Below are 26,471 nucleotides of genomic sequence, written 5' to 3'. Positions count from 1 at the left end.
CTTCGCACCTTTTTGGTCAAGAAAATCGACCATGCTGCCGATTACTCTCACGACAGCCAAATCACCGAGAGTAATGAGAGAACCATGCAACTCCACGAGCGCACCAAGACCACCGTCGCGACCGTTCCGGCATGGTCCATCATGTTCCTACGGGATACGTGCAGCGACCTCCAGCACCGGTTGAACAAGATCGGCGGGCACGAGACGAGCATGTCGGTCGAACTCGAGACGATCTGCCGCTGGTCGGACCTGCTCAACGCCGTAGCCGACGCCCCCGAGGCGATCCAGGAGCCCCTCGAGGAGCTGCAGTTCCTGCACGCACAGATCCTCACTCGAACCGAGCAGCGCGGCGTCGCCGACATCTCCCTGCAGGTCGAGTACCTCGTCCGGGCGGTCCTCATCGACCGGCTCCAGCGCGCCACCGACGCGGCCGTTGCGGCCGTGCAGGTGTGCGCGATGGAACCCATCTGATCCCTCGGGGTCACACGCCGGCAGCACGTACTAGTGTGCTGCCATGACCACTTCAGCAAGTCAGCTCTCCGCCACCGGCGGCTTCGCCGTCCCCACGCCGGTCAATGAGCCCATCCAGGGATACGCACCCGGCAGCACGGAGCGTGAGACCCTGGCGGCGACGATCGCCGACCAACGGGCCGCCGCGCCGATCGAGGCGCCCATGCGCATCGGTGCTGACGATGTCCGCTCGCAGGACACCTTCGAGGTTCGAGCTCCGCACGACCACGCTCTCCACCTGGCGACCGTCTTCGCCGCCTCCGAGCCGCACGTCGAAGCCGCCATCGACGCCGCACTCGGTGTCGCCGAGGAGTGGGCGGCCACGCCGCTGCACGACCGCCTGGCCGTCTTCCTGCGGGCTGCCGACCTGCTCAGCGGTCCCTGGCGCAGCCGAGTGAACGCCGCCACGATCCTGGGGCAATCCAAGTCGGTCCACCAGGCCGAGATCGACGCGGCCTGTGAGCTCATCGACTTCCTCCGCTTCAACTGCGCCTTCGCCGAGCAGATCCACGCCGAGCAGCCCACCTCCTCCCCCGGGGTGTGGAACCGGACGGACCACCGCCCGCTCGAGGGGTTCGTACTGGCGCTCACGCCCTTCAACTTCACCGCGATCGCGGGGAACCTGCCGACGGCCCCGGCGATGATGGGCAACGTCGTGATCTGGAAGCCATCGGAGAAGCAGGCGTTCGCCGCCCAGATGACGATGGACCTGCTGCGGGCCGCTGGCCTGCCGGACGGCGTGATCAATCTGGTGCACGGCGATGGGGCGTTGGTCAGCGACGTCGCCATGGCCCATCCGGCCTTCGCCGGACTGCACTACACCGGATCGACGGCCGTGTTCCGTCAACTGTGGCGCAAGACGGCCGACCGGATCGACAGCTATCGGTCCTACCCCCGGATCGTCGGGGAGACCGGCGGGAAGGACTTCGTGCTGGTCCATCCGTCCGCGGATCCGGCGGCGGTTGTGGTGGGCCTCGGGCGGGGGGCGTTTGAGTACCAGGGCCAGAAGTGCTCAGCGGCCAGCCGGGCCTACGTGCCGGCGTCGCTGTGGTCCAGTCTCCGTGACGACCTGGCGGGGATGGCCAGCGAGATCACCGTGGGGGACGTGGGTGACCTCTCGACCTTCTGCGGTGCCGTGATCGATGAGGTGGCGTTCGAGCGGGTCAGCGGCGCGATCGCCAAGGCTGGGGACGCTGGTGCTGAGGTGCTGGTCGGCGGCGACTCGGACCGCACCCAGGGCTGGTTCGTGGACCCGACGGTGCTGGTGACCGACGACCCGCGCAGCCATACGATGGTCACCGAGCTGTTCGGGCCGGTGCTGACCGTCTTCCCCTACGACGACAGCTCGTTCGACGACACCACCTGGGCGGAGGTGGTCGACCTGGTCGACACCACGAGCCCCTACGCGCTGACCGGCGCGGTGTTCGCCACCGACCGGCGTGCACTGGACGTGGCGCAGGCGGGCCTGCGGCATGCGGCCGGCAACTTCTACCTCAATGACAAGCCGACGGGCGCGGTGGTCGGGCAGCAGCCGTTCGGCGGCGCTCGGGCCTCGGGCACCAACGACAAGGCGGGGGCACCCCAGAACCTGCAGCGCTGGGTCAGCTCCCGCTCGATCAAGGAGAGCTTCGTGCCGCCGACGGACTGGCGCTACCCCCACCAGGGCTGATCGGCTACTTCGGCGCCATCCTGAGTGCCCCGTCCAGGCGGATCACTTCGCCGTTCAGCATCGTGTTGGCGATGATCTGGCTGGCCAGGTTGGCGAACTCCTCCGGTTGGCCCAGCCGGGCGGGCATCGGGATCGTCTCGGCCAGGGCCTCCCGCGCGGGCTCTGGCAGCCCGGCCAGCAGGGGCGTCTCGAACAGCCCCGGCGCGATCGTCACCACGCGCACGAGTTCGCGGGCGAGATCCCTGGCCAGCGGGAGGGTCATGCCGACGATCCCGCCCTTGGAGGCGGCGTAGGCGGACTGGCCGATCTGCCCGTCGTAGGCCGCGATCGAGGCGGTGTTGATGATGACGCCGCGCTCCTCCCCGACGACGTCGCCAGCGATCATGGCCTCGGCCGCCAGCCGGATCACGTTGAACGTGCCGATCAGGTTCACGGTCACGATGCGGGTGAAGTGCTCCAGTGGCATCGCCCCTTCACGGCCGACCACCTTCGCGGCCCCACCGATCCCAGCGCAGTTGACGGCGATGCGTAGGGGTCCGAGCGAGGTGGCGGTGGCCACCGCCTCGGCCACCGCGTCGGCGTCCGTCACGTCGGTGGGGACGAAGGTGGCCCGCTCGCCCATCTGCGCTGCCACGGACGAGCCCTCGGAGGAGGACAGGTCCAGCAGCACGACCCGACCACCGGCGTCGATGATCATCTGGGCGGTCGCGCGGCCCAGACCGGAAGCCCCTCCGGTCACGATGGCTACGGCGTCGCTGATCTGCATGTCGCTCACCCTACACAGGGGCGTGTCGCCGCTGCTTTGCAGCCCACGAGGGCAGGTGGGACCATGGCCTCCACCATGAGCACCCTCACCACGCGTTGGACGCCGTCCTCCTGGCAGGACCTACCGGCGAAGCAGTTGCCGACGTATCCCGACCCCGACCACCTGAAGCGGGTGCTCAACCGGATCTCGGGGCTGCCACCGCTGGTGTTCGCCGGCGAGGCCCGTGACCTGACCGAGCAGTTGGCGCGCGTCTCCCGCGGCGAGGCCTTCCTCCTCCAGGGCGGCGACTGCGCGGAGACGTTCGACGCGGGTGGGGCCGACATCACGCGGGACAAGCTGAAGGTGCTGCTGCAGATGGCGATCGTCCTGACCTACGGCGCCTCGATGCCGATCGTCAAGGTCGGGCGCATCGCCGGGCAGATGGCCAAGCCGCGGTCGGAACCGACCGAGACGGTTGACGGCGTCGAGATGGCCTCCTACAAGGGCGATGCCGTCAACGGGCTGGCGGCAACGCCGGAGAACCGGGTCCCCGACCCTGACCGGCTGGAGCGGATGTACCACCACTCCGCCTCGACCCTGAACCTCCTCCGAGCGTTCACCCGTGGGGGCTTCGCCGACCTCCGTCGGGTGCACGCCTGGAACCAGGAGTTCGTGGCCGAGTCCCCGGAGGGCAAGCGCTACGACCAGATGGCCGAGGAGATCGAGCGGGCCCTGGCGTTCCTCGAGGCCATCGGCATTCGGACCGATGCCGACCCGACCTTCAACACGGTTGACTTCTTCACCTCCCACGAGGCGCTGCTGCTGGACTACGAGCAGGCGATGACCCGGCAGGACTCCCTGACCGGTGACTGGTATGACTGCAGCGCCCACATGCTGTGGATCGGCGAGCGGACCCGGCAGCTGGACCACGCCCACGTCCACTTCCTCTCCGGTGTCCACAACCCGATCGGGTGCAAGGTCGGCCCCACCATGACGCCGTCCGAGCTGCTGCAGCTGTGCGAGGTGCTGAACCCGGGCAACATCCCGGGACGGCTGACCCTGATCAGCCGGATGGGCGTCGACCGGGTGGCCGATGTCCTGCCGCCGCTGCTGGAGGCGACTCGGGACGCCGAGCGCAACGTCGTGTGGATCACCGACCCCTGCCACGGCAACACCATCACGTCGGAGTCGGGGTACAAGACCCGTCGGGTCGAGGACGTGTTCGGCGAGATCTCCGGCTTCTTCGCGGCCAGCAAGGCGGCCGGCACCGTCCCCGGTGGCGTGCACATGGAGCTGACGGGCGAGAACGTGACCGAGTGCCTGGGTGGTGACCAGCGCATCGCCGACCTCGACCTGCCCCAGCGGTACGAGACGGCCTGCGACCCCCGCCTGAACAACGAGCAGTCGCTGGAGCTGGCCTTCCAGGTCGCGGAGATGTTGCGCGGGTAGGCCGGTCGGCTAGAACCGGCAGGCTCCCGTTGACGCCGGTGCGTTGCGGGCGATGGCGGCGTCCACGTCCGGTCGGACGCGCTCCGCAGTCAGGGCGAACCCGACGCCTGGGTCGGTGGTGGAGGCGGCGAAGACGATCCCGGCGATCTCACCCGCCGCGTTGACGAACGGCCCTCCGGAGTCGCCCGGCCGGACGGGGGCCTCCAGCGTCAACACCTCGCGGGTGGTGAGCGATCCGCCGTAGATGTCACGCCCGATCGCCTCCTCTCGGCCCCGGACCGCTGCCGGCAGCACGTTCAGGTCACGACTACCACCGGGGAAGCCGAGACTGGCCCCGCTGGTCCCCCGGTCCGCCGGGACCGTGGCCCACGGCAACGGCGTGGCCGTGGCAGTGGGAGAGCTGATGACCGCCAGGTCCAAGGCCGGGTCGACGTGGATCGCGATGGCATCGTGGGTTCCCCCGGCGTCGCGGACCGACACCTGACCGGTCCCGGCGACGACGTGGGCGTTGGTGACGATGAAGCCCGGCTGGACCGCCACGCCGCTGCCGGCCGACACACCGCCGCACCCTCGCGCCTCGATCTGCACGGTGGCTGGCGTTCCGGCCGCCGCCGCTGCGCCGACGAGCTCGCCCGCGGGTGGGTCGACCGGCGGCGCGGTCGAGCCCCCCAGACCGGCGAACACCTGGGGGAAGCCCTGGGTGTCCAGGAACGAGGCGACGCGACCGAAGATGTCCGGCGGTGGCGGGAGGGTGTCGTCGATCTGGGCGAGGATCGTCGAACCCTGGATCACCCGGGCGATCGGCGCCGAGGGTCCGTTGGCCAGGACCGACGCGGCGATCCACAGGGTCACCACCAGCGTGGAGAGCCCCACGACGATCCCGGCCAACGAGTCCGCGACGCCCACCCCCTTCGACTCGGCGGCCGTCCGCAGCCGGTAGCCCAGGTAGAAGCCGAGCGCCTGCCCGGCGAGGATCGCCGCGATCAGGATGGCGAAGGTCGCCAGCGACAACGCCACGCCTGGCCGATCGACGAACTGGGCGGCGACGCTCGGCGCGACCATCCCGCCGAGGACCAGGCCGACGGCTGCCCCGCCGAAGGCGAACACCTGGCTGAGCGCTCCTTGCCGCCACCCGCGGATCGCGGCACCCAGCAGCAGCACGCCGAGCACGAGGTCGATGATGTTCACTCCGGGCCAGTATGTCGCCGTGGAAGGATGGGGACCGATGGGACGACTGGTCGGTCTGGCGAGGGGGCTGGCGTGCATCGCGGTCGGTGTTCTGCTCGGCGGCTGCGGCGATGTGTCGCTGTCGTTCGGCGGGCTGGACACCGAGCAGCTCGAGTCGGAGATCGAGGCCGGTCTGGAGGCGCAGGCCGAGGGGATCGACATCAGCGCGGTGGAGTGCCCCCGGGGAGTCCAGCCGGAGGCCGGAACGGTCTTCGTCTGCCGGGCCCGGGCAACCGATGGGTCAGTCGGGACGATTGAGGTCCAACAGGTGGATGCGGAGGGGAGTGTCGAGTGGGAGCTGACAGACGTCGCCGCACCTCCGACACCGAGGTGAGCCGTCCCTCTGGTCAGCGCCGAGCGGCGGGCTCAGGTGCGGGCGGAGGCTACTCCAGCCGCTTGATCCGGCCGTCTGAGGCGCGCAGGACCGCCTGCGCGGCGGCCCGGATCAGCTTGTGCGCCTCGCGGAAGGACCGGCTCTCCGCGTCGAGCAGCTCCACGGAGCCCGTCTCGTCCTCCTCGTCGAGGGGCCCGGTTGTCGCAGGCACGTCGTCGTCCGCGGTCGCGAGACCATCCAAGGCTGCAAGCTCGGCGTCCCAGTCGGTCTTGGCAGCCTCGCGACGGAGCCGGGCGCGAGGGGCCTGCTGCAGGGCGCGTTCCAGGTCCTGCGCGATCGTCAGCACCACGTCGCTGGTCGTCGCCACGCGGCTGGACGTCAACAGGTGGAACGCCTGCAGCTTGCGCATCGCCAGTCCCATGACGTACTGGACGTCGACCAGTTCGCGGTTGCCGCTGTCGATGTCGGCCAGGCTGAGTGGCAGCGTCTCGGGCACGTCGAACCAGCGCTGCAGGGTCTCGAACAGCTCCACGCACGCGGGCCGCGCCGCAAGGAGTTCTGCCGGTTTGGGGATGCGATCCATGGGCCGACCGGCACCCTAGAGGACCGTGGACAATGCCGCAGCCCTGCTGATCACCGTAACTGGCCGTGACCGCCCTGGCCTGACCACCGAACTCTGTGCGGCGCTCGCAGACGCCGAGGCACGGATCCTCGACATGGAGCAGGTCGTCATCCAAGACCGCCTGGTCCTGGGCATCCTGGCGGTTCCGCCGGCCGACATCGAGCCGCTCCGCACCCGGATCGCGGCCATCGGTGCGGCGAAGGGCGTGACCTGCGAGCTGGAGCAGGTGGCGCGGCATCGCCGATCGCACCGTGACCCGCAGCAGATGCACCACGTCAACATCCTGGGCCAGCCGCTGCGCCCCCAGGCCATCGCTGACATCACCGCCCAGATCGCCGCAGTGGGGGGCAACATCGACCGCATCGAGCGGCTGTCCAGGTACCCGGTGCTGTCGTTCGAGCTGCTGGTCAGCGGGGTCGCTGACACCCAGGAGCTCAATCGGGTCATCGGACCGGTCGCCGCAGCCGCTCGGGTCGACGTGGCGGTCCAGCGTGCCGGCCTGTATCGACGTGCCAAGCGCCTGATCGTCTTCGACGTCGACTCCACGCTGGTGGACGGCGAGGTCATCGAGATGCTGGCGGAGCACACCGGCTGTGCCGGCGAGGTGCAGGCCGTGACCGCTCGAGCCATGGCCGGCGAGCTGGACTTCGAGGAGTCCCTGCGGACCCGCGTCGCCCTGCTGGAGGGCTGCCCGGCGGAGGCGTTGGACGACGTCCGACGGGACCTGCGCCTGATGCCCGGGGCCCGAACGATCCTGCGGACGTTGTCCCGGCTCGGCTACGTGACCGCGATGGTCTCTGGAGGGTTCGACGCCATCACCGATCCGTTGGCTCGGGAGCTCGGTGTGGACTACACCTACGCCAACACCCTGGAGGTGGAGGACGGCCGGCTCACCGGCCGGCTGGTCGGCCCGATCGTGGACCGCCGGGCCAAGGCCAAGCTGCTCGAGTCGGTCGCGGTGGAGGCTGGGGTTCCCCTGTCCCAGACCGTTGCGGTGGGCGACGGGGCCAACGATCTGGACATGCTGTCCGCTGCGGGGCTCGGCATCGCCTTCAACGCCAAGCCGGTCGTGCAGGAGCAGGCCGAGGTGGCGGTCAATGTCCCCTACCTCGACGCGGTGCTGTTCATGCTGGGCCTGACCCGTGAGGAGATCGAACGGGCGGACGCCGACGACCCGGACATCGACCTCCCGGAACCCCCCGCCGTCCCCGAGGCGTAGCGAACCCGTCGAGCGGCAGGTGGCGGCCCGGACGGGACCAGGCAGTACGATGCCCGGGTGATCACGACACAACCGATGCCGCTGTTCTGGGAGGACCAGGCCCGCGCCCAGTTGGGAGCGGACCGCTTCGCTGCCGCCCGACGGGACCCGATCCACCCGGACCTGCTGACCTGGAACATCTTCCAGTCGCTGGAGACCCACTTCGATCAGGACTGGCTGGCCTACCGTCTGCAGCAGTTCGGAGGCACCGGGGTCGCCGCGCCCGTCCGCCTGCAGTTGTGGACCGGGACTCACGACGCAGCCAAGCTGCAACCCTCCCGCGGGTACCTGGCCACGGTCCGCGAGCGGGCCCTCGCAGCCGGCGCCAGCGAGGAGGACATCGCGGGGTTCCGAGCCCCCATCGAGGTGCCGATCCGCATCGAGTCGCCCGACGTGCTCTGCCTGGTCGACACCGCTATGGACCGGGCTGATCGTGGGGCCAAGGGCCGTGACCGGCTGCTCGAGTTGGTCGACGCCGGCCTCGAACAAGCCAGGAACCTCTCCAAGACGCTGGCGGTGGCCACGGTGTACCGGGCCGGCTCTCCCGCGGCCGACGTGATCAGCAGGCGGATGGAGCAGCTCCGCGCCAACCTGGCCGACGAGCTCCCCCACCAGCCAGCGGCCAAGACCGTCCAGCTTCGTGAGGTCACCTGGCAGCAGCTCCTCCGCGTCTGGGAGGCGGAGGTGGACTACCTGAAGCTGCCGACGTCCGCCAAGCCGTTCCTGCAACACGTCAAGCGGGCCGGCCTCTACTGATGCGACCCACGCGGCTGACCGGCCGAGCGCTGCAGCTGTCGGCCAAGGCAGCCGGAGTCCCGGTCCTGGCGGCTGGCGTCCGGGCGGTCGGCCGTCCTCTGCTCGGCCTGGATGAGCTGCGGGACGCGCGGCTCGGCCCGGTCCAGCCAGATCTCGGCCCCCCACGTCCTGAGCGCGGTCCGGGCAGCCTCGACGCACCCGCGACTCCGCCCCGGCGATGACCACCGTCGCGGATCTGCATCGGGCCTACCGCGACGGAGTCACCACCCCCACCGCTGTGGCCGAACGGTTCCTGGCAGCCGATCCCGTGGTGGGGACCCTGGCCAGCTTCCGGGCTGTCGATGCCGACGACGTGATGGCGCAGGCCGCCGCCTCGACGACCCGGTGGGGGGACGGGGCGCCGGTCGGACCGTTGGATGGTGTCTTGGTCGGGATCAAGGACTTCTTCGCCGTCAGGGGCTATCGGACCTTCGGGGGGACGCGGGCGCTGTCGGTCCACGGTGAGGCGGAGGCGACACTGGTCACCCGGCTCCGGGCGGCCGGCGCGATCATCGCGGGCAAGACCCACACCACCGAGCTGGGCCTGTCCCCTACCGGGACGAACACCGCCCAGCCGACGCCTCGCAATCCGCACGACCTGACCCGGCTGCCCGGCGGCTCCTCGAGCGGGACGGGCGCGGCGGTGGCGGCAGGCCTGGTCACCGCTGGCGTCGGCAGCGACGGCGGCGGCTCGATCAGGATTCCGGCCGCCACCTGCGGCGTGTTCGGCCACAAACCCAGCTGGGACCTGGTCCCCACAGATGGCTCGATGCACGTGGGGTGGTTCTCCCTGGACCACGTCGGACCGCTGGCCCGGTCGACGGCCGATCTGGTGACGATGGTGGAGGTGCTGGCCGACACCCGGCTGCCGGTGAGTGATGCGCCGCTGCGCTGGGGCGTGGACTGGTCCTGGTGGGGCACGCCAGACCCGGCGGTCGATGGGCCGTGCCGTGCCGTGGCTGCCGAGTTGCGGCCGACCGAGGTCGCCCTCGACCGGGTCGATCTGGCGCCGGTCGCCGGGTACGTCACCGCCATCTCGGAGCTGGTCGCCGGCATGTGGGAGGTGCTGGACGAGCAGCCGGACGCGCTCTCCCCCGACGTGGTGACCGCAATGGCCCAGGCACCCAACATCACTGGCGCCGACTACGTCCGGGCGCAGCAGGTGCGTGCGGCGCTCGCTGACTCCTTCGCGGCCGTCTTCGCGGACGTCGACGTGCTGGTGGTGCCCACGGTGGCGGTGCCGGCTCCGGCCCGCCCGACTGACCAGGAGCTGTCGGCAGGTGTGCTGGACTCCGACCTGATCGCCGCCATGACGGCCTACACCTTCCCGGCGAACCTGTGTGGCCTGCCGGCGGCCAGTGTCCCGGTGGGCGTGACCCAGGGCAGTGGCTCGTGGCCCCGAGGATTGCCGGTTGGATTGCAGGTCATCGGGCCTCGCGGCGGTGACGCGATGGTGCTCTCTGCCTGTGCGGCACTCGAGCGGGCCGGACTGGCCGTTCGACCGCACCCCGTTGCCGAACATGCAACACTGGACCCGTGAGCAGTAGCGATCACAACACATATGCAGGATTCCGCCTGACCAGCACGGCCTTCGAGGACGACGGTGACCTTCCCATCCGCTTCACACAGGCTGGTGACGACGTCTCTCCTCCGCTCGCCTGGGAGGGGGTGCCGGAGGGGACCGAGGAGCTGGTCCTGATCTGTGAGGATCGCGACTCCGAGGAGGGCGTGATCACCCACTGGGTGGTGTACGGGATCATCCCGGGTGAGGTGGACGGGCTGCCAGAGGACCTGGGTGATCAGGCGCTGGTGACCGGTGAGGGCTACGAGCTGTACCAGGGACTGAACGAGTGGGACATCTCCGGCTGGACCGGGCCGCAGGACGTGGACGAGCTGCCCCACCGCTTCTTCTTCCGGCTGCACGCGATGGACACGGAGTTGGTGTCGCTCACGCCCGGCGCGAGTCGGGACGAGCTGCGCGAGGTGGCCAAGGGCCACATCATCGCCACCGCCGAGCTGGTTGGGATCGCCTGATTGTCAGACCGGGACGAACACGGCTTGACGAGCCGTGACGTCGACGGAGACGAGGCGGAGCAGCACCTCGGTGCCGGGCAGAACCTCGGCCTCGGTCCGGGTGATCACGGCCGGGTCCCGGAGCTGGACGTCGGTGCCGGCCTTGGTGGAGCGGACCGCCACCCCGGCGAAGGTCTGTCCGACCAAGGGGTCGAGCACCTGCGCCTCGACCAGATCGGTCATGGCTCGGTCGAGGGCGGCAGCGCGGCTGCGGGCCTGCGCCATGACACGAGGCAAGTCCGGCAGCCGTTCGGTGACCCACGTCGGCACTTCCTCACCGGAGACGATGGCCAGCGCCACCTCGCTGGCGTAGCGGTCGACCAGCCGGCGAAGCGGCGCCGTCACGTGGGCGTAGACCGACGCAATGGCCTCGTGACGGTGATGCCGTGGAAGGGGCGTCTGCGCGTCTAAGGCGACGTACCCGGCACCGCGAAGGCCGACAGCCGCGGCGGAGATCATGGCGGCGTTGGCTGGCTCGTGCGGATCGAGCGTGCGGACGAAGTCGGCGTAGGCCACCTCGGGCGGCCACGGCAACCCGAGGGCCCAGGCCCGTTCCCGTAGACCCTGAATCGTCTGCTCGTCGGGGATCGGCAGGGTCCGGAGGATGCCGATGCCGGCCTCGACCATCAGCTGACCCGCGGCGATCCCCGTCAGTAGCGAGACCTGGGCGTTCCACTCCTCGATGGGCAGCGGCGCCCGGTACCGCAGATGGTAGTGACCGTCCGCGCCGCGATGGACCTCCTGATCCGGCAGTTCCAGGGATACTCCGCCGCGGACCCACTCACGCTCGGCCCGCAGCCGCCCGAGCCGGGACAGCCGCGCCAGCATCGGATCCGTCCCGTGGTCGATGGCGGACTGAGCGTCGGCGTACGTCAGCTGGGCACGACTCCTGACCATGGCCCGTCGGACGTGGGTGTCGATCAGCTCACCGGAGGCGTCGAGCGTGAGGGACCACAGCACCACCGGCCGATCCTGCCCCGGGATCAAGCTGGCGGCGCCTTCGCTCAGCGCTGGGGGATGAAGGGGTGTGACCCGGTCGGGGCTGTAGCGGGAAACCCCACGGTCCCACGCCTCGGCGTCGATCGGGTCGCCGGGGGCCACGAAGGCAGCGACATCCGCGATGGCGTAGTGGACCACCAGGCCCCGGCCCGGACCGACGAGGACGACGACGGCCTGATCGAGGTCCCGGGACCCGGGCGGGTCGATGGTGACCAGTTCCAGGTCAGTGCGGTCCTCGCGATCGAGTCGGGGGCCCGCACCTGCGGCGCTGGTGGCCGCGTCGATCACCGTCTGCGAGAAGGTGCGTGGCACATCCAGCTCATCGCGAACGGCCTGGAAGGCATCGTCCGCCCCACTCTGCGCGGCGGCGTCGTTGCTCAGAACCCGTCTCGCCAGCGTCACGCCGCACAGCCTACGGGCTGGCCATGTCCTCCCGGGGGCAGCGCTCCAACGTCACGGCCCGCAGGGCTGCCGAGCGGCGGGACCGAACTGGGCGCGCCGCACGACGCGTCGGCCGCTCTGCTCGAGTCGCGTCCCCAGCGTGATCATCAGGGCGCCCGCGCGGAGCGTCATCGACGGCCGTGGACGACGGCCTGGGATGCGGTACCGACGTGCCTCCTCGTGACGTTCGGCCATGATCGTGCGGGCTCGTGCCTCGCTCAGGATCGGGTGCATCGTGTCGCTCCTCTCGGGGTCGGGGTGAACCCCACTCTGACTGCTATGATCCTGTAATCAACTGATTCGAGGAAAGCAGGAACAGATGGTCGCTCGGTTTCGATTACCAGCGGATCGTGCGGTGGATCTCATCGGCTTCGGCTGGTCACCGATGCACGAGGCCGTCCTCTCGCTGCCGGCGGTGGTGTATCCGAAGCGGACACCCATGCACCTGCCGTGGGCTCGCCGCTGCCGCGAGTTGCCTGCGGAGTTGCTGGACGAGATCCGGCTGCTGGCCGGCACGTTCGACGGGTTCGTCCCCGGCTTCTTCGAGGCAGGCCTGGCAGGCGACGATCCGACGTTCGAGGCCGAGCTTGATGCACTCCGGCGGGTCGATCCCACGTTGGTGGCATACGAGATGTCCCTCAGCCTCGGCGGCTTTGGCTGCGGGCCGAAGGACGGCCACCACGGGCCCCACTTGGTCGAAGACGGTTCCTATCGCGCCGAGGTGTTGGCCTCCGCGGATGCCACGGGTCCGGACGCAGCGTTGCTCGGTCGCCAGATCTTCGAGGATCCCGCTGCCGTGACCGAGCGACTGGCCTCGATGTTGCGGCACTACTGGGAGTTGGCCTTCGCCGAGGAGTGGAGTCGGATCCTGCCGCGAATCGAGCGGGATGTGACTGCCGGAGCGCGGGCGCTGGTGACCGGCGGCGTGCCGGCCCTGATCTCCGAGCTGCTGCCCGAGGCCGCATGGGATCCGGCGGCCTCCGCGATGACGGTGGAGAAGACCTGGGAAACCGACAGCGATGTCGGCGAGCGCGGCGGCCTGACCATCGTCCCCACGTCGTTCGGCTGGCCTCGGGTCTTGATCGAGACCGGTCGGCCGTGGCCGCTGGCGATCTTCGTGCCCTTGCAGGACATGCGCCGTCCGGAGGTACCTCGGGCGAGTGACCACGAGGTCGCGGACGGGCTTCGCGCGCTGGGTGAGGAGACCCGACTGCAGATCGCACGGATGGTGGCCGAGCAGCCCCGCTCGACCACGGAGTTGGCCGAGCTCTTGCGCCTGTCCGACTCGGCGGTGTCCCGGCACCTGAAGATCCTCCAGTCAGCCGGCGTCGTCGACGGCCGTCGGGACGGCTACTTCGTGCTGTACACCCTGCAACCGGACCGGGTCGAGCAGCTCAGCCGCGCACTGGGTCACACCCTGGGCATCGCGACCGCGTCGACCGGAGTCGTCGAACCGCTTCCGGTCCGTGTGGCGCAGCGCCGTTGAGCGACGCGCTCAGCCGAACGCGATCGCGCCGTTGAGGACCGTCGCGAAGGAGACCCAGGCCAGGTAGGGGATCTGCAGCCAGCCGGCGACCCTGCGCACCCGGGACGCCTCGAAGGCCCACCACCCGGCGGCCAGCAGCACGGCGACGATGACGACGAACCCCGCAGCTGGCGCGCTCATCCCGAAGAAGACCGGCGTCCAGGCGAAGTTGACCGCAAGCTGCACGGCGAAGGCCACGGTCGCACGTGTCCGGAGGGGGAGATCCACGCGCGCCACCATCCACGCGCCGATGGCCATGACGGTGTACAGCACGGTCCAGACCGGACCGAACAGCCACGACGGTGGCGCCCACGTGGGCAGGTTGAACGTCTCGTAGGCGTCGGTCTGTCCGGCGAAGGCCACGCCGATGAGCGCGCCGCCGAGCACGCAGAGGGCAACGAAGCCGGCAAGGATCGGCCAGCGCTTCGGGCCCACCGGATCGCCGAGGGCGTCGAGTTCAGCGGATCGTTCCGAGGTCTGGCGGGCGGGCGGGGCGGGGCTCTGCGGTGCGGCGGTGCTCATGGAGCAACGATTCCCCGCACGGTCGCGAGTACACGCCTGAGGCGGCCGGGCCGCCCCCCCCATCACGGCGGTGACCGTGCGACTCGGCACGCCCTGTCGGCGGGTTGAGCAGCTGACGCGAGCTGCACCGCAGCGTGATAATGTAAGTGCTGAACTTAAGTCCTTAAGTAATGGAGGAAGTCATGTCAAGGACCGCACGGACCGCTGCCGTGATTGCGGTGACCGCTCTGGCCAACGGGGCGCTGTTCTCCGCAGGCCACGTCGCCGGTGCCTTCGACGGAGTGGTGGCGAGCCAGAACGGCGAGCCGCTGACCTGGGCTCTGATCATCGCCGTCTCGTCCGCAGCAGCCATCGCGGCCGTTCTCGGACGCCTGCTGCTGGCACAGCTGTTGGGTCCGCGCCGGGGTCGTCGCTGGTTCATCGGGCTGGCCGCGGCCGTCACGGTGGTGAGCCTCCCGAGCCCCTTCCTGGGCCTCGAGGGCGCAGGAATCGCCGCTCCGCTCGTCCTGGACCTGATCCACCTGCTCACCTTCGTCGGTGGGGTCATCGCAGCGGACGCTGCGTCGCGGCCGACCTGGCGGTGGGGACAGGAGGACTACCCACCCCGTGAGGTACACGGACCGGTTGTTGTGACCGGAGCGACTGGCGGCATCGGCCGGGCCGTGACCATGGCACTGGCTCGTCGTGGCATCGACGTCATCGGCGTGGGCCGCAGCGGCGAGAAGGCCTCCGCGGTGCAACGCGAAGCCCATCCGCTCCCCGGCGAGGTCCGGATGACCACCACGGATCTCTCACTGATGTCCGACGCCACAGCCTTCGGGAGGACGGTTGCCGCGCAGCACCCCGAGGGCATCGGTGGGGTCGTCCACGCCGTCGGGACGCTCAAGCCCTCCGCATCGGTCACGGCTGAGGGGATCGACGCCAACATCGCGAGCTCCTGGCTGGCACGGGTCGCGATCACCAGGGCACTGCCGCCGCTCACCGAGGGGGGACGACTGGTCAACATCGCTGCCAGTGAGTCCGGGGCTCCCCCTCCGCGGCGCGCCACCGTTCCGAACCACCCCGCCGATATCACCGGTGGCATGTCCGCGCACGGGCAGGCGCAGCTGGCCAACGACATCTGGATCGCCGGCCTGGCTGCGTCGGGCACCAGGGCCATCGGCTATGGTCCGGGCTCCGTGGACACCGACATACGACGCGAGCTGCCGCGAGTCGTCCGCGCCGTGATGGCGCCCTTCTTCCACTGGTCCACACGGCCGCCGGAGGAGGCGGCTGCCGACATCGTCAGGCTGTTGCTGGACGCTGAACTCCCCTTCACTGGCTTCGCCAGCCGGGATGGTCTGTTCGACCCCAACCCGCTCGTCACCGATGCCGACAACCAGCGAGCCGTCAACCAGCTTGCTGACACCCTGCTCGGCCGGACCAGCAAGGTGGGCTGACCGCGACCGTGGAGCCTGCCAGCGACGGACCATCGACGCCCACCGTCGTCGACGCCACGACCGTGTGGCACAAGCTCGTCGCCGTCGTCCAGCGGATCAGCAGGGCAGGCGAGGCCGAACTCGACGGTCCGGTCAACGCCGCCCAGTTCCTGATCCTCAGCCACATCTCGCGTTCGGGGCCGGCGGCGCAGTCCGGCCTTGTCGCGGAACTGGGCACCACGCCGGCCAACATCTCCCAACTGGTCACCAAGCTCGAAGCGGCCGACCTCGTTCGGCGCGAGGCCGAGGGGACGACCCGACGCGTCCACCTCACCGACGACGGCCGGGCCGTCATCGCTCACCTGATGCCCCAGTACCGAGCGTTCATCACGGCCCGATTCGCGGTGTTGGGCGAGGAGGACCTCACGCAGTTGTTGCGGCTCCTCGCCATCCTCGACACAGAAGGCCGATGATGCCGGAGCAGGCATGAGCAGAAGGGACTGACGATGACCAGTGTTCGGTATGAGGTGTCTGACCGTCGAGCGTACGTAACGCTCGACCGACCCGATCGGCTCAACGCCATCGACGACTCGATGCCGGCCGAGATCGCCGCGGCCGTCGACCGGGCGAACGAGGATCCGGACGTGACCGTGATCGTGGTCCGCGGGGAGGGCCGGGCCTTCTGCGCGGGCTACGACCTCAAGATCTACGCCGAGGACGAGTCCGGACGGTGGTCTCAGGGTCCGGTCTGGGACCCGATCAAGGACTACCAGCAGATGAAGCGCAACACCGACGACTTCTTCTCGCTGTGGCGGTCGCTGAAGCCCACGATCTGCCAGGTGCAGGGCTACGCCATCGCAGGCGGGAGCGATATCGCGCTGTCCTGCGACCTGGTCGTGATGGCCGAGGACGCGAAGATCGGCTATCCGCCCGCTCGCGTCTGGGGGTGCCCCACGACGGCCATGTGGGTCTACCGTCTGGGGGCGGAGAAGGCCAAGCGGATGCTGCTCACCGGCGACACCATCGACGGTGTGACGGCGGCAGAGTGGGGACTGGTCGCGGAGGCCGTTCCTGCCGAGGACCTCGAGCGCCGCGTTGAAGAACTCGCAGACCGAATGGCCGGCGTCCCCATCAACCAGTTGGCGATGCAGAAGCTGATGATCAACCAGGCCTACGAGAACATGGGGCTGCACTCCACCCAGGTCATCGCCACCCTCTTCGATGGGATCACCCGGCACTCACCGGAGGGTCGGTGGTTCAAGGAGTTCGCCGAGACCCACGGCTTCCACGCCGCGGTGGCTCATCGCGATGCCGGTCGCCGGATCCCGGATGGCGGCGGGCCGATCCCCGAGCCCTGATGCTGATTCCGTTCGACTCGGGTCGGGGCTGCTCTCGCCATCCAAGGCCGACAGCAGGACCAGACCGAGTATGACCGCGACGGCGATGGCGCCGAGTATCAGCGTGGCCGTGCGGCTCATCACGGTCAGCCCGGCTCCTGGCTGTTGCATGGATCGCTCGTCGTAGTGCGGGTCGTCTCGGGTCATGGGTCCTCCCCCAGGTGGTCTCGGTCCAGGTTGTATCGCAACATCGGGCCCGGGATGCGGAGAACGAGGACGAGTGACGCCAGCGCGCACAGGGTGGTGATCGCCGTCACCGACGAGAGTCCGAACCGCTCGGCTGCCAGACCACCCGAGAGCGCGCCCAGTGGGCTGGCGCTGAGCGCCAGGACGCGCATGACGGAACTGACGCGCCCGAGCATCGCCGCAGGCGTGAGCGTCTGCCGCAGCACACGATTGGTGACGTTCCAGAGCATCCCAGCCGCGCCCAAGACCACGAGGGAGATGCCCGCGATGACCGGGGACCGAAGCAGCCCGACGAGGGCGTAGGTGGCCCCGTTCGTGGTCACGCCGACCAGCAGGACCGCGCGGTGTCCAAGGCGCCTGACGGCCCACGCACTCATCACCGTTCCGATGACGGCACCTGCAGCGAGCAGGGCCAGGGCCAGACCGTAGGCGCCACGGGGCAGCCCGTACGGGCCGATCAGGAACAGGACGCCCACACCGAAGAAGGCGGAGTTGCCGAGGTTCGTCACGCCGTTGGTCAGGCCGATCGGGCGGAGCGCAGGGTGCCTCCAGAGGAACCGGAACCCCTCGCCGACGTCCCGTCGAACCGACCCGCCCCGCTCCCTGCCGCCACCCGGCGTCAGTGCCCCGAGCGTTCGCGACACCAGACCTGCCGCCGCGTAGAGCACGGCGGAGACACCGAGGAGCCATCCGGTTCCAAGGGTGGCCAGCGCTCCACCGACGGGAGCACCGACTGCGGAGTTGGCAACCTGCTGCGTGCCGATCATGCGGGAGTTGGCCGCGGCCAGCGCCGCTTCCGGAACGATCATCGGAACGGCGGACTGCGCAGCGATGTCCGACAACGTCTCGAGCGTGCCGAGCAGGACCCCGGCCAGATACACAGCGGCCAAGACCCACTGTCCCGTGGCCACGGTCAGCGCAAGTCCCGCCAGTCCCGCCGCCCGGACGAGGTTCGAGCGCGTCATCAGCTTGGTGCGGTCGTTCCGATCAGCCGCGACGCCGGAGGGAAGTGCCGCGAGCAACATCGGCCCGAAGACCGACACGTGCACCAGCGAGATGAAGACCGGAGAGGTCGTGACCGTCGACGCCACGACCGGCAGGCCTGCCAGCAGCAGGCCATCCCCGAGGTTGGCCATTCCCGTGGATACCCAGAGGCGTCCGAAGCGGTTGTCAGCCCGTTTGGAGAAGCCTCTGACTCGTCGAGCCAAGATGGAGAGGGCCGGCGCCGTACCGGCTGGCGGGGTCGAGCGGCGCTGACGATCACCTGCGTGCGGCATCAGACGTCTGCGGCAAGGCCGGCGAGGTAGTGGTCGAGTTGGCGGTGGGCGATGTCCTGTTCATCCTGTCGGTCCAGCCCGATCGCCAGGGGCCGACTGAACCTGATGGCCGCGTAGGTGATGTCTTCGCCGGTGATGCGCTGACTGATGGCGCCTGACTGCTTGGCACGATGGAGCAACTGGTCCAGGACCTGCGCAGCCGCTCTGGTTCGCTCGGGCCACTCGGTCTGGTCCAGCAGAGGCCGGATGATGTTCACCACCCCCATTCCGTTGTCGATGGCGGCGTGGAGATAGCCACTCAACGCGGCATCACCATCCTCCGCAAGGGCAGTGTGCCCAGCGGCGATGGTCCGGTCCAGCACGTCCAACACGACAGCGCGGAGCAGGTCCTGGCGCTCGGGGAAGTTCCGGTAGAGCGTGGCGATGCCCACACCGGCCCGAGCCGCAACCGCGTCGCGCGGCGGTTCACCGCCGGTCTCCAGGATCAGGTGCGTCGCCGCAACGATGAGGCGTTGCCGGTTTCGGCGGGCGTCAGCACGCACGTCGGGGGCCGTCCCACTCCCTGGGTGACGTCGTCATGAAACGGAGTATATTCCTCCACATCAGCAAGTGGCGACTGTGAGGGACCATGGTGAACGACTCCTCCTCCGGATCTTCGATCGAGGGCGGCCAGGAGACACCGTTTGTACCGGTGACCTATGACCGCTGCGACCACGTGCGCGGCCCGTTCTTCCACGGCACGCGGCACATCTTCGCCGCCGGAGACCTGCTCACCCCGGGGCACCTGTCGAACTACCACCAGGGTCGGACGTCAAACAACGTGTACTTCGCGGCACTGATCGAGCCTGCGGTCTGGGGTGCGGAACTGGCAGTCGCGTTCGCCGGTGACGATCAGGTCGATGCGCACGTCTACCTGGTGGAGCCGACCGGTCCGTTCGAGGACGACCCGAACCTGACCAACAAGCGGTTCCCGGGCAATCCCACGCAGTCCTACCGCACCCGCCACGCACTGCGCGTCATCGAGGAGGTCGAGCGCTGGGAACCGCACAGCCCTGAGGTCGTACAGGCGATGCTGGACAGCATCGCGAACCTCCGAGCACGCGGCCTCGACGTGATCGAGGACTGAAGCCTCGCCTCGCTGTTGCGACTGGGGCGTCGGTCCCCCGGCGACATCGCGCAAGACCCCGCGGCTCTCATCACGCAGCGTCATCCCAGCGCCGCTTGGAGGGCCTCACCCAGTGCAACTGGAGGTCGAAGGCCAGAGCATCCATGCCTTGCACTCTAGGACTCGAGTCCGGGCTCGGATTCCGGTCTCCACTTCGCTAGCCAGCAGAGCCTTTCACGATCACAGCCGCAGCGAGATTCCCCGCTGAGCGGAGTACTGCTCGAACACGCTCCACGGCATCGTCGGCGTTAGCGCCGCCGGTGTGTGTCCGGATGGGTCATGGAAGGACACATGGCCGTCCACGTCGGCGGTGACGAGCACCAGGTGTCCGCCTCTGTGAGAAGGTGCTGCGTTGTTTGGTCGTCGGATCTCGGGGTGAACCGAGGCGATCACCAGCCTCCCTGAAGCGAGCACCTGTTGTAGGCGGTCTATGGAAAGATCGGTGTCGACCTCGGCGTCAAGGTCGAAGCGTTCGCGGACGTAGCTGACGAAGGGGCGGTAGATCAGGCCTTCTGGCTGGTCGGGCTCTGACCGATACGCGCCGTAGGACTCGGCACCCTTCGCAAGGTCATAGAGCGATGGCGCCTGTCCGTCCCGGGCCAGCAGGACCATTCGGAGACATGCCATGCCGCACCAGCGCACACTCCAGGGGGCGTACTCCTCCAGCGTCGGGCAGCCCGTCGTGCGCCACTCGGGGTCCTCAGTCCTCTCTCGATCACCGTAGAGAATCTCCCCGATCAGCTCAGGAGACGCGTACTGGGTGAGGGTGGGAATCCCCATCATGCTGCGGGCCGGCCTCCCGCCACTCGTACCTGCAGGCCAAGTGCAGCCGCGATGAGCAGGAGTGGTGCCGTCAGGAGCATGGGTGCTCGAAGCCCGAATGCGGTTGCGAGCAGACCGCCACCGAGTGCACCCAGCGCCGCGCCGCTCTCCACCACGGTCCGGATCGTCGTAGTCACCCGACCAAGCGTGCCCTTGGGTGCAAGACGTTGGCGTGCGGTCACCGCAGCGATGTTGAACACCGCAAACGCGCCGCTGGACACCGCCAAGGCCGCCGCCACGATCATCACCGACGCGGTGAGCCCGATCGCCACCTGCGCCGCGGCGGTGACGATCAGCGCACCCGCAAGCTGCCGCCCGACCCGGGCGTCGGTGAGGCGATCCGCCAACAGGGCGCCAAGAAGACCGCCAAGCGCACCCACCGCGAGCAGCAGTCCGAAGGCGGCATCGTTGAGCCGCAGCTCATCCCCCACGAACAGCACCAGCAGCGCAAACCACGCCGCGTCCACCGCCGCCAGGATCGTGGTGCCCAGCGCCAGTCGACGCAGCGACCGGTTGGCACGCACCACCCGGATCCCCTCCCCGATCCGGCGGCCCACCAATTCCCTCGTAGCGCCGGCAGGTCGGACGTCCTCGCTGCCGCGTAGGGTCCGCGGCAGTGTGAGTAGCAGTGCCCCTGCGATCGCCAGCAGACCGGCGTCAGTGATGACCGGGACTGCGGCACCGACCACGAACAGTGCCCCGCCCAGCGGCGGCCCCAGGAACTCGTTGGTCACGATCTGCCCCGAGGACATCAGACCATTGGCCCGCTGCAACTGACGGTCGTCCACCAACTCGGGGATCGCCACGATGGCCACGCTGTCCGCAACGATCTCTCCCGCACCAACGGTGAACACCACGGCCAACAGCAACCACACCGGCGCGACCCCGACCAGCAGACCCATGGCGAGCGCACCCAGCGCGCCCGCTCGCACCCAATTGGCGACCCCTGACACCTTCCGTGGGTCGGCGCTGTCAAGGAGGGCACCCGCGGGGATGCCGACCAGCAGCCACGGCAGCCGCTGTGCCACCATCACGCCGGCCACGATCAGCGGATCCCTGGTGATCGCGGCAGCCACGAGGGGCATTGCCGCCTCCCGCACCCCATCGCCGAGGTTGGCCAGCGTCGACGCACTCCACAACCGCCAGTACGAACCGGACAGCCCGAGGGTCGTCATGCAGGCCGAGCGTAGCGGCCGTCGGTCATCAGACGGGGCCGTTGAGCCTGATGATTGAGGCTTCCGTGGCCCAGATGGCAACAACCTCGAGAGCGCCTTCGCGTGCAGTCGCAGACCGGACGATGCTCGGGGACACGAGCAAGCCCATCGCCCGCTGGTAGGCACGCGCGAGCCACGTCACTCCTCAGGGGGCTCCCAGTCGTCGAGGGCAGCTTTGAGTGCGGGGACGTCCTTGGTGAGCGTGTTCCAGACAACGGTGTAATCGAGCCGGTGGTAGATGTGATCGACCATGATCCGTTGACCGATGATGTCTTTCCACGGCACTCCGGCGGGCAGCTGATCGGGGTACTTCTGGATCAGTTTCTGTGCCGCGTCTCCGATGCGGCCTAAGGCAGCCTCGGCCGCATACTGCGAGACTCTGTCAGTAAGGAAACGATCACGACCCCCGGCAACTAGACGCTCCACAACCTCAATGGCGTCCAGGAGATCTGCCGCGATGTCAGCCCCGGAACGTGTCACAGAGCCACCATCTCCGAGCGGATCCGGTCGTCGTCGGCCAGAGCGCCGAGCCCGACGACGTCCACCGGTCGTCCGAGAAGATCGCTCAACGCCTCCATGAGGCTCCCTTGGTTTGAAAGCGTGGCCTGTTCTTGGAACTCGACCACGACGTCAATGTCGCTGGCGGGTCCTGCCTCATCCCGTGCCAGCGAACCGAACACCCAGGCACGCTCCCCCTGGTGTTTGCGGACGAGGTCCAGAATCTTGGAGCGTTGGTGCCGTAGGTCTGCGATCGACGGAGGTGCCAGGTTGATCCCGTCGGTGCCTTCCGGCGAGCAGTCCAGTACGACGGTGTCGATGGTGACGTCGAGTAGCTTGGACGTGACGGCGGCCTGATCGTCCAGTTCGTCCTGAAGCCGGGCCGGAACCCATCTGCTGGCGTGTCTCCGTCGATAGTCGCCGGGATCCCAGCCTAGTGGATTGAACCAGCCGACGACGTAGATCCCGTGAGAGCGTCCCGTGCCTAGGAGGTAGCGACGGCCCAGTTGGCTGTACATCGCTGTTAGTAACCCAGAATTCCAGACGGCCTTCACCTCGATAACCACTTCCCAAGGACTCGAGGTCGCGGCTCCGTCGGAGTTGAAGCTGACGAGGATGTCCATCTCCTCACCGCCTGCCTTGCCGAGCCGGCGTCCTTCGACCTCACGGCTAACGACCGCTCCTGACGCGGCTAGAGAATCCTCAAGGTATGAAGCGATGAGGTCGGAGAGGGCGGCTTCGTCCTTCGGTGTTCGTCGCGGCGTGTCATTCCACAGGGATCGTGCCCGGTTGTGCCGTCGCAGTCCTGTGTGGTGGAACTCACGCAGCGTCTCCAGCACGCGCTCGTAAAGGTGTGCTTGCGAGAGGATCGTCGCACTGTCCTCGGCCAGCGCTGCGACTACGTTCGCCCATGGCCGCGCAGGCTGGTTCGTATCCGCCAGGCGCTGTTCGGCCTCCTCCGCCAGGTGCCGGTAGCCCCAGTCGCCGGACGGGTCGACCCGAGCGAGGCCCCGGAGGGCGCCGGGGGCCCGCGGGTCGTCCTCATCGCGAAGCCGGTTCAATAGTGCGCGTCGGACCGCACCGGGGTCATGCCCGCTCCACGTCACGTCGTTCTCGAACCGGTCCTCACCGGCGGGCGCGGTCGCACATGCCCAGCGGGCCATCGCGTGCAGGACTGGAAAGGGGAGCGTCAAGGGCGGCTGCCAGCGCTCCCCGAGTTGGATCAGCACCTGGCGACCAAGTTCCTTTTCACCTTGCAAGACCTGGGCCAGCCGCGGCCATGTCGCAGCCGTCTCGTGGCGCAGCATCGCTGCCGCGGCCATGGATCGGCGCGGACCTGCCGCCTGATCATCGACCGCGGCGGCGCCGATGTCTGCTGCACGTTGCGAGCCGATGCGGAACAGGGCGTCTAGGAGTTCTTCCCAGGCCTGATCGTTGCGCACCTCCGGCAGAATGGTGATGACCGTGTCGCTGGCTTCCGGGCCAGGCAGAAGTTCGAGCAGGGCGACCGTCCGGCCGATGTACCCGTCGCGGTCATGGATCGCTGTCCTAATCGCGTCGCGCACGGCCGCGGGGACGCGCCGATGGAGTAGTGCGATTAACTCCCGGTGCATGTCGCCTGCAAGAGAGATCACGAGTGGGCAGAGCGCTGCGAGTCGCTCGTCGGGCAAGCCCTCCACCAGGTTGGCGCCGGCCGCCATGGCGACTTCCAAGCCGGAGAAGAGCGCCATATTCTTAATCGACCAACTCCCGTGCGAGAGCTCCGTCCCGGGTGACGTCGGATCCAACGCATACAGCTTCGCCGCATCCAGCAACTCTCCTTGACTTGATGGGTCCAGGTCCTTCCACCCTCCCCACTTCGCGGGGGAGACGGACGTCCCGAACGGCTGGAGAACCCGGTGGAGTTGGTGCATCGCTGCGAACCGGTTCGGCCAGGACTCATCCTCGTTGATCACACGTGCCATGAGGCCCTGCCGGCGCCGCTCAATCTCCTGCGAGCGGGCGGCCTCAGACGCCATGTACTTCGGACGGTCATCCAGGCTGCAGGAGCCTAGGAAGAAGTCGAATACGTCCTCTGTAGCTACCGAGTAGTCCGACGAGAGCGCCACGGCGCGATGCCTGGGGATTCGAGGATCGAAGACACTTCGCACGACTGCGCCGAGATCGCTTCGTTGGTGGGCGGGCGCGGCCTGGAGGACCTGGCACCACCACTCAAGATCATCTGGGTGGAGCAGGCCCGGCAAGTGGAACACCGTCCCGAAGAAGCGGTCGGAGATGTCCTCATCAGCAGCCGTCCGCTCGAGGATCGCCCTGAGCAGGGTCCGTCGACTGCTGCCCTCGGTCCAGAACAACGGTCGTTCATCGTCGTTCTGGTGAAGCTGCCAGCGAGCATCACTTTGCAGGTTCGCTAGGACATCAGCGACAGCTGCGACCACATCCGATGTTGGTTGCCGATCTGCAATGTGGTGCAGGACATCTGACAATATCTTCGCGCTGTCATAGGTGTCGCTCCATCTGTTGGCCGCGTTTGCCGCCCAGCGAACCAGGTCGGGTAGGTGGTCTGGACGGGCGCCCGCCAGCAGGTCGCGGAGCAAGAACGCTTTGTAGGCACCGAACAGGTTCGGAGTCCTCGGTTCGTGTAAGACGGCGATCAGGCCGTGTAGATCAAGTATGTCCGGCCAAGTTGCGCTAAGTGCGGTTCCCCGCAGTTCGTCGTCCGGGTCGTTCGGGTCGTCGAGGAGAACCAGCAGTAGCCGGCGAACGGTTGGACCAGGATGGTCCCGCAGCGCATAAGCAGCCTGTTGCCTCTCGACGGGGTCCAAGGCGGTGTCGGCGGCGATCTCGATCAGATCATCGACAAGCTCGGTGTCAAGGCAGTGGCGTGCGATCCGAATTGCGAGCCTACGCGCCTCCGCGCGCGCGCCCGCGTCCTGCAGTACCGGGCGAAGCTGGCCCGCTAGGCCGGGATGCTGCAGCCCGCCGAAGCGCAGATCCTGCAGGTTGAGCAGTCGCCCTTCGCTCGCCTCGGCGAGCAATCCGTCGACGACCTTCGGTGCGACGTCAGCTGGAACGGGAAGCTCTTGGTGGACCGCCGCGCGAGGATTCGCCGCCAGCACGGCGCCATACACGTCGGGCTGCAAGGCAACGAGCCACCGCAACACCCCCCTCAACCCGGGAGGAACGAGTGCTCCATCATTGGTGATCAGGTGCGTCACACGCTCCGAGGACCGGGTGGCCAGCCACTCGGCCGTCAAGAGTTCACGGTATGTGGCATGGGTGAAAGCACCGATGCCAGCGGGGCTGACGCGAAAAAGGGGAAGGTGCGTCACGGTCTTCAGTTGCTGGGCATCCAGCCCCTCGGGTGCTGCGATCTGTGACAACTGGATGCCCGGAGCACCGTCGCGAAGCGATAGCGATCCTTCATCGCCTAGCGTCAGCGCCGCGGCGACTGTCCCGGCAAGCGTGCGACGATGCGCCGAGTCGATGAGCGGGAAGGGCCGGTAGTTGTCCGGCTCTATTAGCAGCAGGTCGACGTGGTCGGAGTACAGAGCAACCGGATCCAGATCTTCCTCGCTATGTCCGCGGCTGAGCGCCATGACAAGCGTCTGCGGGACGGCTGCGATCGCGCCGGCCCTGGCCAACAGCGCATCCGCGTCGTCGTCGGAACAGCCCGCGCGCGTAGCGACTCCGTGGGCGTCTGTGTAGCGCAGTGGGAGGAGCTGGGCCACGGTGCAGGACCCGACGACCTCCGTGAGCGCGTCGCGCCACGCCGGGACGAACTCGGCGGTTCGGCAAGCCACGATCACCCGGACGCGTCCCTCCATACCGCGAAGACGCTGGACTAGCCGCTTGGCGGCAGGCGCAAGAGGCGTGCTCAGGCCGTCGAGGCCGTCGAGCGTCAGTAGAACCTCGCCTTCGCCCGCACTCACCGCGGCGCGAAGTCGCTCGGCAGGACCATCGATGGCTTCAAGATCTTGGAAGGTCAAGTCAATGTGCGCGCGCGTGAGCGTCGAGACATCGCGCAGGATCTTGAGCGCCTCAGTCTTGCCAAGCCCTGGCTCGCCGAGCAGGACGACACCCGGAACCTCCGCGAGGTCTACGAGCGGGAGAACCCCGTCACCGCGCGGCGCCCATGGGTGAAGGAACCCGTCGGGTGTCAGAACCGGTGGGTTTCCCTCGTCGACGACGACAAAGCGCTCGGCTAGGTGGTCTGTGTCCACGATGCCAAGTATCGGGTATGAACTGGGCGCCGCAGCGGCGGAACCACGCATCAACTGGCGCTGACCTACTGGCCGACACGCAAGAAGGCATCGACCTTGCCAGCC

At 68.5% G+C, this 26,471-nt stretch carries 26 protein-coding genes; 14 read left to right on the top strand and 12 right to left on the bottom strand.

Annotation, left to right across the window (positions count from 1 at the left end):
* The first annotated feature begins 84 nt into the window (after positions 1 to 84).
* Together C1746_RS14005 and pruA are read left to right on the top strand one after the other, a co-directional pair.
* Complete coding sequence (locus tag C1746_RS14005) at positions 85 to 471, top strand: hypothetical protein (RefSeq protein WP_116715161.1); 387 nt, start codon at positions 85 to 87, stop codon at positions 469 to 471.
* A 43-nt stretch (positions 472 to 514) separates the two neighbouring features.
* Positions 515 to 2,179 carry an L-glutamate gamma-semialdehyde dehydrogenase gene (pruA, locus tag C1746_RS14000; RefSeq protein WP_116715160.1) on the top strand — a complete coding sequence of 555 codons (1,665 nt, stop codon included), beginning with the start codon at positions 515 to 517 and terminating at the stop codon, positions 2,177 to 2,179.
* A 4-nt stretch (positions 2,180 to 2,183) separates the two neighbouring features.
* Here pruA and C1746_RS13995 read toward each other — a convergent pair whose 3' ends face one another.
* Positions 2,184 to 2,945, bottom strand: coding sequence for an SDR family NAD(P)-dependent oxidoreductase (locus tag C1746_RS13995; RefSeq protein ID WP_116715159.1), 762 nt, complete (start codon positions 2,943 to 2,945; stop codon positions 2,184 to 2,186).
* A gap of 75 nt (positions 2,946 to 3,020) precedes the next feature.
* On the opposite strand from C1746_RS13995, the gene C1746_RS13990 reads away from it, so the two are divergent.
* Entirely contained in the window at positions 3,021 to 4,373 is a 1,353-nt protein-coding gene (locus C1746_RS13990) for a class II 3-deoxy-7-phosphoheptulonate synthase (protein ID WP_116715725.1), read from the top strand.
* A gap of 9 nt (positions 4,374 to 4,382) precedes the next feature.
* Here the strand turns inward: C1746_RS13990 and C1746_RS13985 are convergent, their stop codons facing one another.
* Complete coding sequence (locus tag C1746_RS13985; RefSeq protein ID WP_162867749.1) at positions 4,383 to 5,561, bottom strand: MarP family serine protease; 1,179 nt, start codon at positions 5,559 to 5,561, stop codon at positions 4,383 to 4,385.
* 37 nt (positions 5,562 to 5,598) lie between these two features.
* On the opposite strand from C1746_RS13985, the gene C1746_RS13980 reads away from it, so the two are divergent.
* A complete protein-coding gene (locus tag C1746_RS13980; RefSeq protein WP_162867748.1) occupies positions 5,599 to 5,934 on the top strand; it encodes a DUF4333 domain-containing protein in 336 nt (111 codons plus the stop codon).
* 49 nt (positions 5,935 to 5,983) lie between these two features.
* Here C1746_RS13980 and C1746_RS13975 read toward each other — a convergent pair whose 3' ends face one another.
* A complete protein-coding gene (locus tag C1746_RS13975) occupies positions 5,984 to 6,517 on the bottom strand; it encodes a hypothetical protein (protein ID WP_116715157.1) in 534 nt (177 codons plus the stop codon).
* A gap of 25 nt (positions 6,518 to 6,542) precedes the next feature.
* Here C1746_RS13975 and serB point away from each other — a divergent pair, with 25 nt between their 5' ends.
* From serB to C1746_RS13950, 5 genes are read left to right on the top strand one after another with little or no spacing between them, the layout of a single operon-like run.
* A complete protein-coding gene (gene serB / locus C1746_RS13970; RefSeq protein ID WP_205711855.1) occupies positions 6,543 to 7,775 on the top strand; it encodes a phosphoserine phosphatase SerB in 1,233 nt (410 codons plus the stop codon).
* Positions 7,776 to 7,832: 57 nt separating this feature from the next.
* The gene (locus C1746_RS13965) at positions 7,833 to 8,570 is read left to right on the top strand and encodes a hypothetical protein (protein WP_116715156.1); all 738 of its coding nucleotides are present in this window, start codon (positions 7,833 to 7,835) and stop codon (positions 8,568 to 8,570) included.
* Entirely contained in the window at positions 8,570 to 8,791 is a 222-nt protein-coding gene (locus C1746_RS13960; protein ID WP_116715155.1) for a hypothetical protein, read from the top strand. Before C1746_RS13965 ends, C1746_RS13960 begins: the two co-directional genes overlap by 1 nt.
* Positions 8,788 to 10,149 carry an amidase gene (locus tag C1746_RS13955; protein WP_116715154.1) on the top strand — a complete coding sequence of 454 codons (1,362 nt, stop codon included), beginning with the start codon at positions 8,788 to 8,790 and terminating at the stop codon, positions 10,147 to 10,149. Before C1746_RS13960 ends, C1746_RS13955 begins: the two co-directional genes overlap by 4 nt.
* Positions 10,146 to 10,643 carry a YbhB/YbcL family Raf kinase inhibitor-like protein gene (locus C1746_RS13950; RefSeq protein ID WP_162867747.1) on the top strand — a complete coding sequence of 166 codons (498 nt, stop codon included), beginning with the start codon at positions 10,146 to 10,148 and terminating at the stop codon, positions 10,641 to 10,643. The genes C1746_RS13955 and C1746_RS13950 overlap by 4 nt, the downstream gene beginning before the upstream one ends.
* A gap of 3 nt (positions 10,644 to 10,646) precedes the next feature.
* On the opposite strand, the gene C1746_RS13945 is transcribed toward C1746_RS13950, so the two are convergent.
* Both C1746_RS13945 and C1746_RS13940 read right to left on the bottom strand, forming a co-directional pair.
* Complete coding sequence (locus C1746_RS13945) at positions 10,647 to 12,083, bottom strand: RNB domain-containing ribonuclease (protein WP_205711854.1); 1,437 nt, start codon at positions 12,081 to 12,083, stop codon at positions 10,647 to 10,649.
* A 51-nt stretch (positions 12,084 to 12,134) separates the two neighbouring features.
* On the bottom strand, positions 12,135 to 12,356 hold the full coding sequence (locus C1746_RS13940) for a hypothetical protein (RefSeq protein ID WP_116715152.1): 222 nt from the start codon (positions 12,354 to 12,356) through the stop codon (positions 12,135 to 12,137).
* A 121-nt stretch (positions 12,357 to 12,477) separates the two neighbouring features.
* Between C1746_RS13940 and C1746_RS13935 the strand changes: the two genes are divergently transcribed.
* On the top strand, positions 12,478 to 13,608 hold the full coding sequence (locus C1746_RS13935; protein ID WP_162867746.1) for an ArsR/SmtB family transcription factor: 1,131 nt from the start codon (positions 12,478 to 12,480) through the stop codon (positions 13,606 to 13,608).
* 9 nt (positions 13,609 to 13,617) lie between these two features.
* Here C1746_RS13935 and C1746_RS13930 read toward each other — a convergent pair whose 3' ends face one another.
* Positions 13,618 to 14,169, bottom strand: a complete 552-nt coding sequence (locus tag C1746_RS13930; protein ID WP_162867745.1) for a TspO/MBR family protein — start codon at positions 14,167 to 14,169, stop codon at positions 13,618 to 13,620.
* Between the two features lie 182 nt (positions 14,170 to 14,351).
* On the opposite strand from C1746_RS13930, the gene C1746_RS13925 reads away from it, so the two are divergent.
* From C1746_RS13925 to C1746_RS13915, 3 genes are read left to right on the top strand one after another with little or no spacing between them, the layout of a single operon-like run.
* On the top strand, positions 14,352 to 15,608 hold the full coding sequence (locus tag C1746_RS13925; protein WP_162867744.1) for an SDR family NAD(P)-dependent oxidoreductase: 1,257 nt from the start codon (positions 14,352 to 14,354) through the stop codon (positions 15,606 to 15,608).
* A gap of 8 nt (positions 15,609 to 15,616) precedes the next feature.
* Entirely contained in the window at positions 15,617 to 16,060 is a 444-nt protein-coding gene (locus C1746_RS13920) for a MarR family winged helix-turn-helix transcriptional regulator (protein WP_162867743.1), read from the top strand.
* A 33-nt stretch (positions 16,061 to 16,093) separates the two neighbouring features.
* The gene (locus C1746_RS13915) at positions 16,094 to 16,945 is read left to right on the top strand and encodes a crotonase/enoyl-CoA hydratase family protein (RefSeq protein ID WP_162867742.1); all 852 of its coding nucleotides are present in this window, start codon (positions 16,094 to 16,096) and stop codon (positions 16,943 to 16,945) included.
* Positions 16,946 to 17,127: 182 nt separating this feature from the next.
* On the opposite strand, the gene C1746_RS13910 is transcribed toward C1746_RS13915, so the two are convergent.
* Both C1746_RS13910 and C1746_RS13905 read right to left on the bottom strand, forming a co-directional pair.
* Positions 17,128 to 18,447: an MFS transporter gene (locus tag C1746_RS13910; protein ID WP_116715146.1), complete on the bottom strand. Its 1,320-nt coding sequence runs from the start codon at positions 18,445 to 18,447 to the stop codon at positions 17,128 to 17,130.
* On the bottom strand, positions 18,447 to 18,989 hold the full coding sequence (locus tag C1746_RS13905) for a TetR/AcrR family transcriptional regulator (protein ID WP_116715145.1): 543 nt from the start codon (positions 18,987 to 18,989) through the stop codon (positions 18,447 to 18,449). Before C1746_RS13905 ends, C1746_RS13910 begins: the two co-directional genes overlap by 1 nt.
* An 86-nt stretch (positions 18,990 to 19,075) precedes the next feature.
* Here C1746_RS13905 and arr point away from each other — a divergent pair, with 86 nt between their 5' ends.
* Positions 19,076 to 19,573: an NAD(+)--rifampin ADP-ribosyltransferase gene (gene arr / locus C1746_RS13900; protein WP_116715144.1), complete on the top strand. Its 498-nt coding sequence runs from the start codon at positions 19,076 to 19,078 to the stop codon at positions 19,571 to 19,573.
* A 219-nt stretch (positions 19,574 to 19,792) separates the two neighbouring features.
* Here arr and C1746_RS13895 read toward each other — a convergent pair whose 3' ends face one another.
* The 4 genes from C1746_RS13895 to C1746_RS13880 form a co-directional block, all read right to left on the bottom strand.
* Positions 19,793 to 20,392, bottom strand: coding sequence for a C39 family peptidase (locus C1746_RS13895; protein WP_276309992.1), 600 nt, complete (start codon positions 20,390 to 20,392; stop codon positions 19,793 to 19,795).
* Positions 20,392 to 21,609, bottom strand: a complete 1,218-nt coding sequence (locus tag C1746_RS13890; RefSeq protein WP_116715142.1) for an MFS transporter — start codon at positions 21,607 to 21,609, stop codon at positions 20,392 to 20,394. Before C1746_RS13890 ends, C1746_RS13895 begins: the two co-directional genes overlap by 1 nt.
* A 177-nt stretch (positions 21,610 to 21,786) precedes the next feature.
* Positions 21,787 to 22,128 carry a HepT-like ribonuclease domain-containing protein gene (locus tag C1746_RS13885; protein WP_116715141.1) on the bottom strand — a complete coding sequence of 114 codons (342 nt, stop codon included), beginning with the start codon at positions 22,126 to 22,128 and terminating at the stop codon, positions 21,787 to 21,789.
* Positions 22,125 to 26,366 (bottom strand): nucleotidyltransferase domain-containing protein, encoded by a 4,242-nt coding sequence (locus C1746_RS13880; protein WP_162867740.1) that lies wholly within the window; start codon positions 26,364 to 26,366, stop codon positions 22,125 to 22,127. Before C1746_RS13880 ends, C1746_RS13885 begins: the two co-directional genes overlap by 4 nt.
* Positions 26,367 to 26,471 lie beyond the last annotated feature (105 nt).

The sequence above is a fragment of the Euzebya tangerina genome (genome assembly GCF_003074135.1).
Classification (GTDB): Bacteria; Actinomycetota; Nitriliruptoria; order Euzebyales; family Euzebyaceae; genus Euzebya; species Euzebya tangerina.
This window is presented reverse-complemented; position numbering and strand designations above follow the sequence as displayed.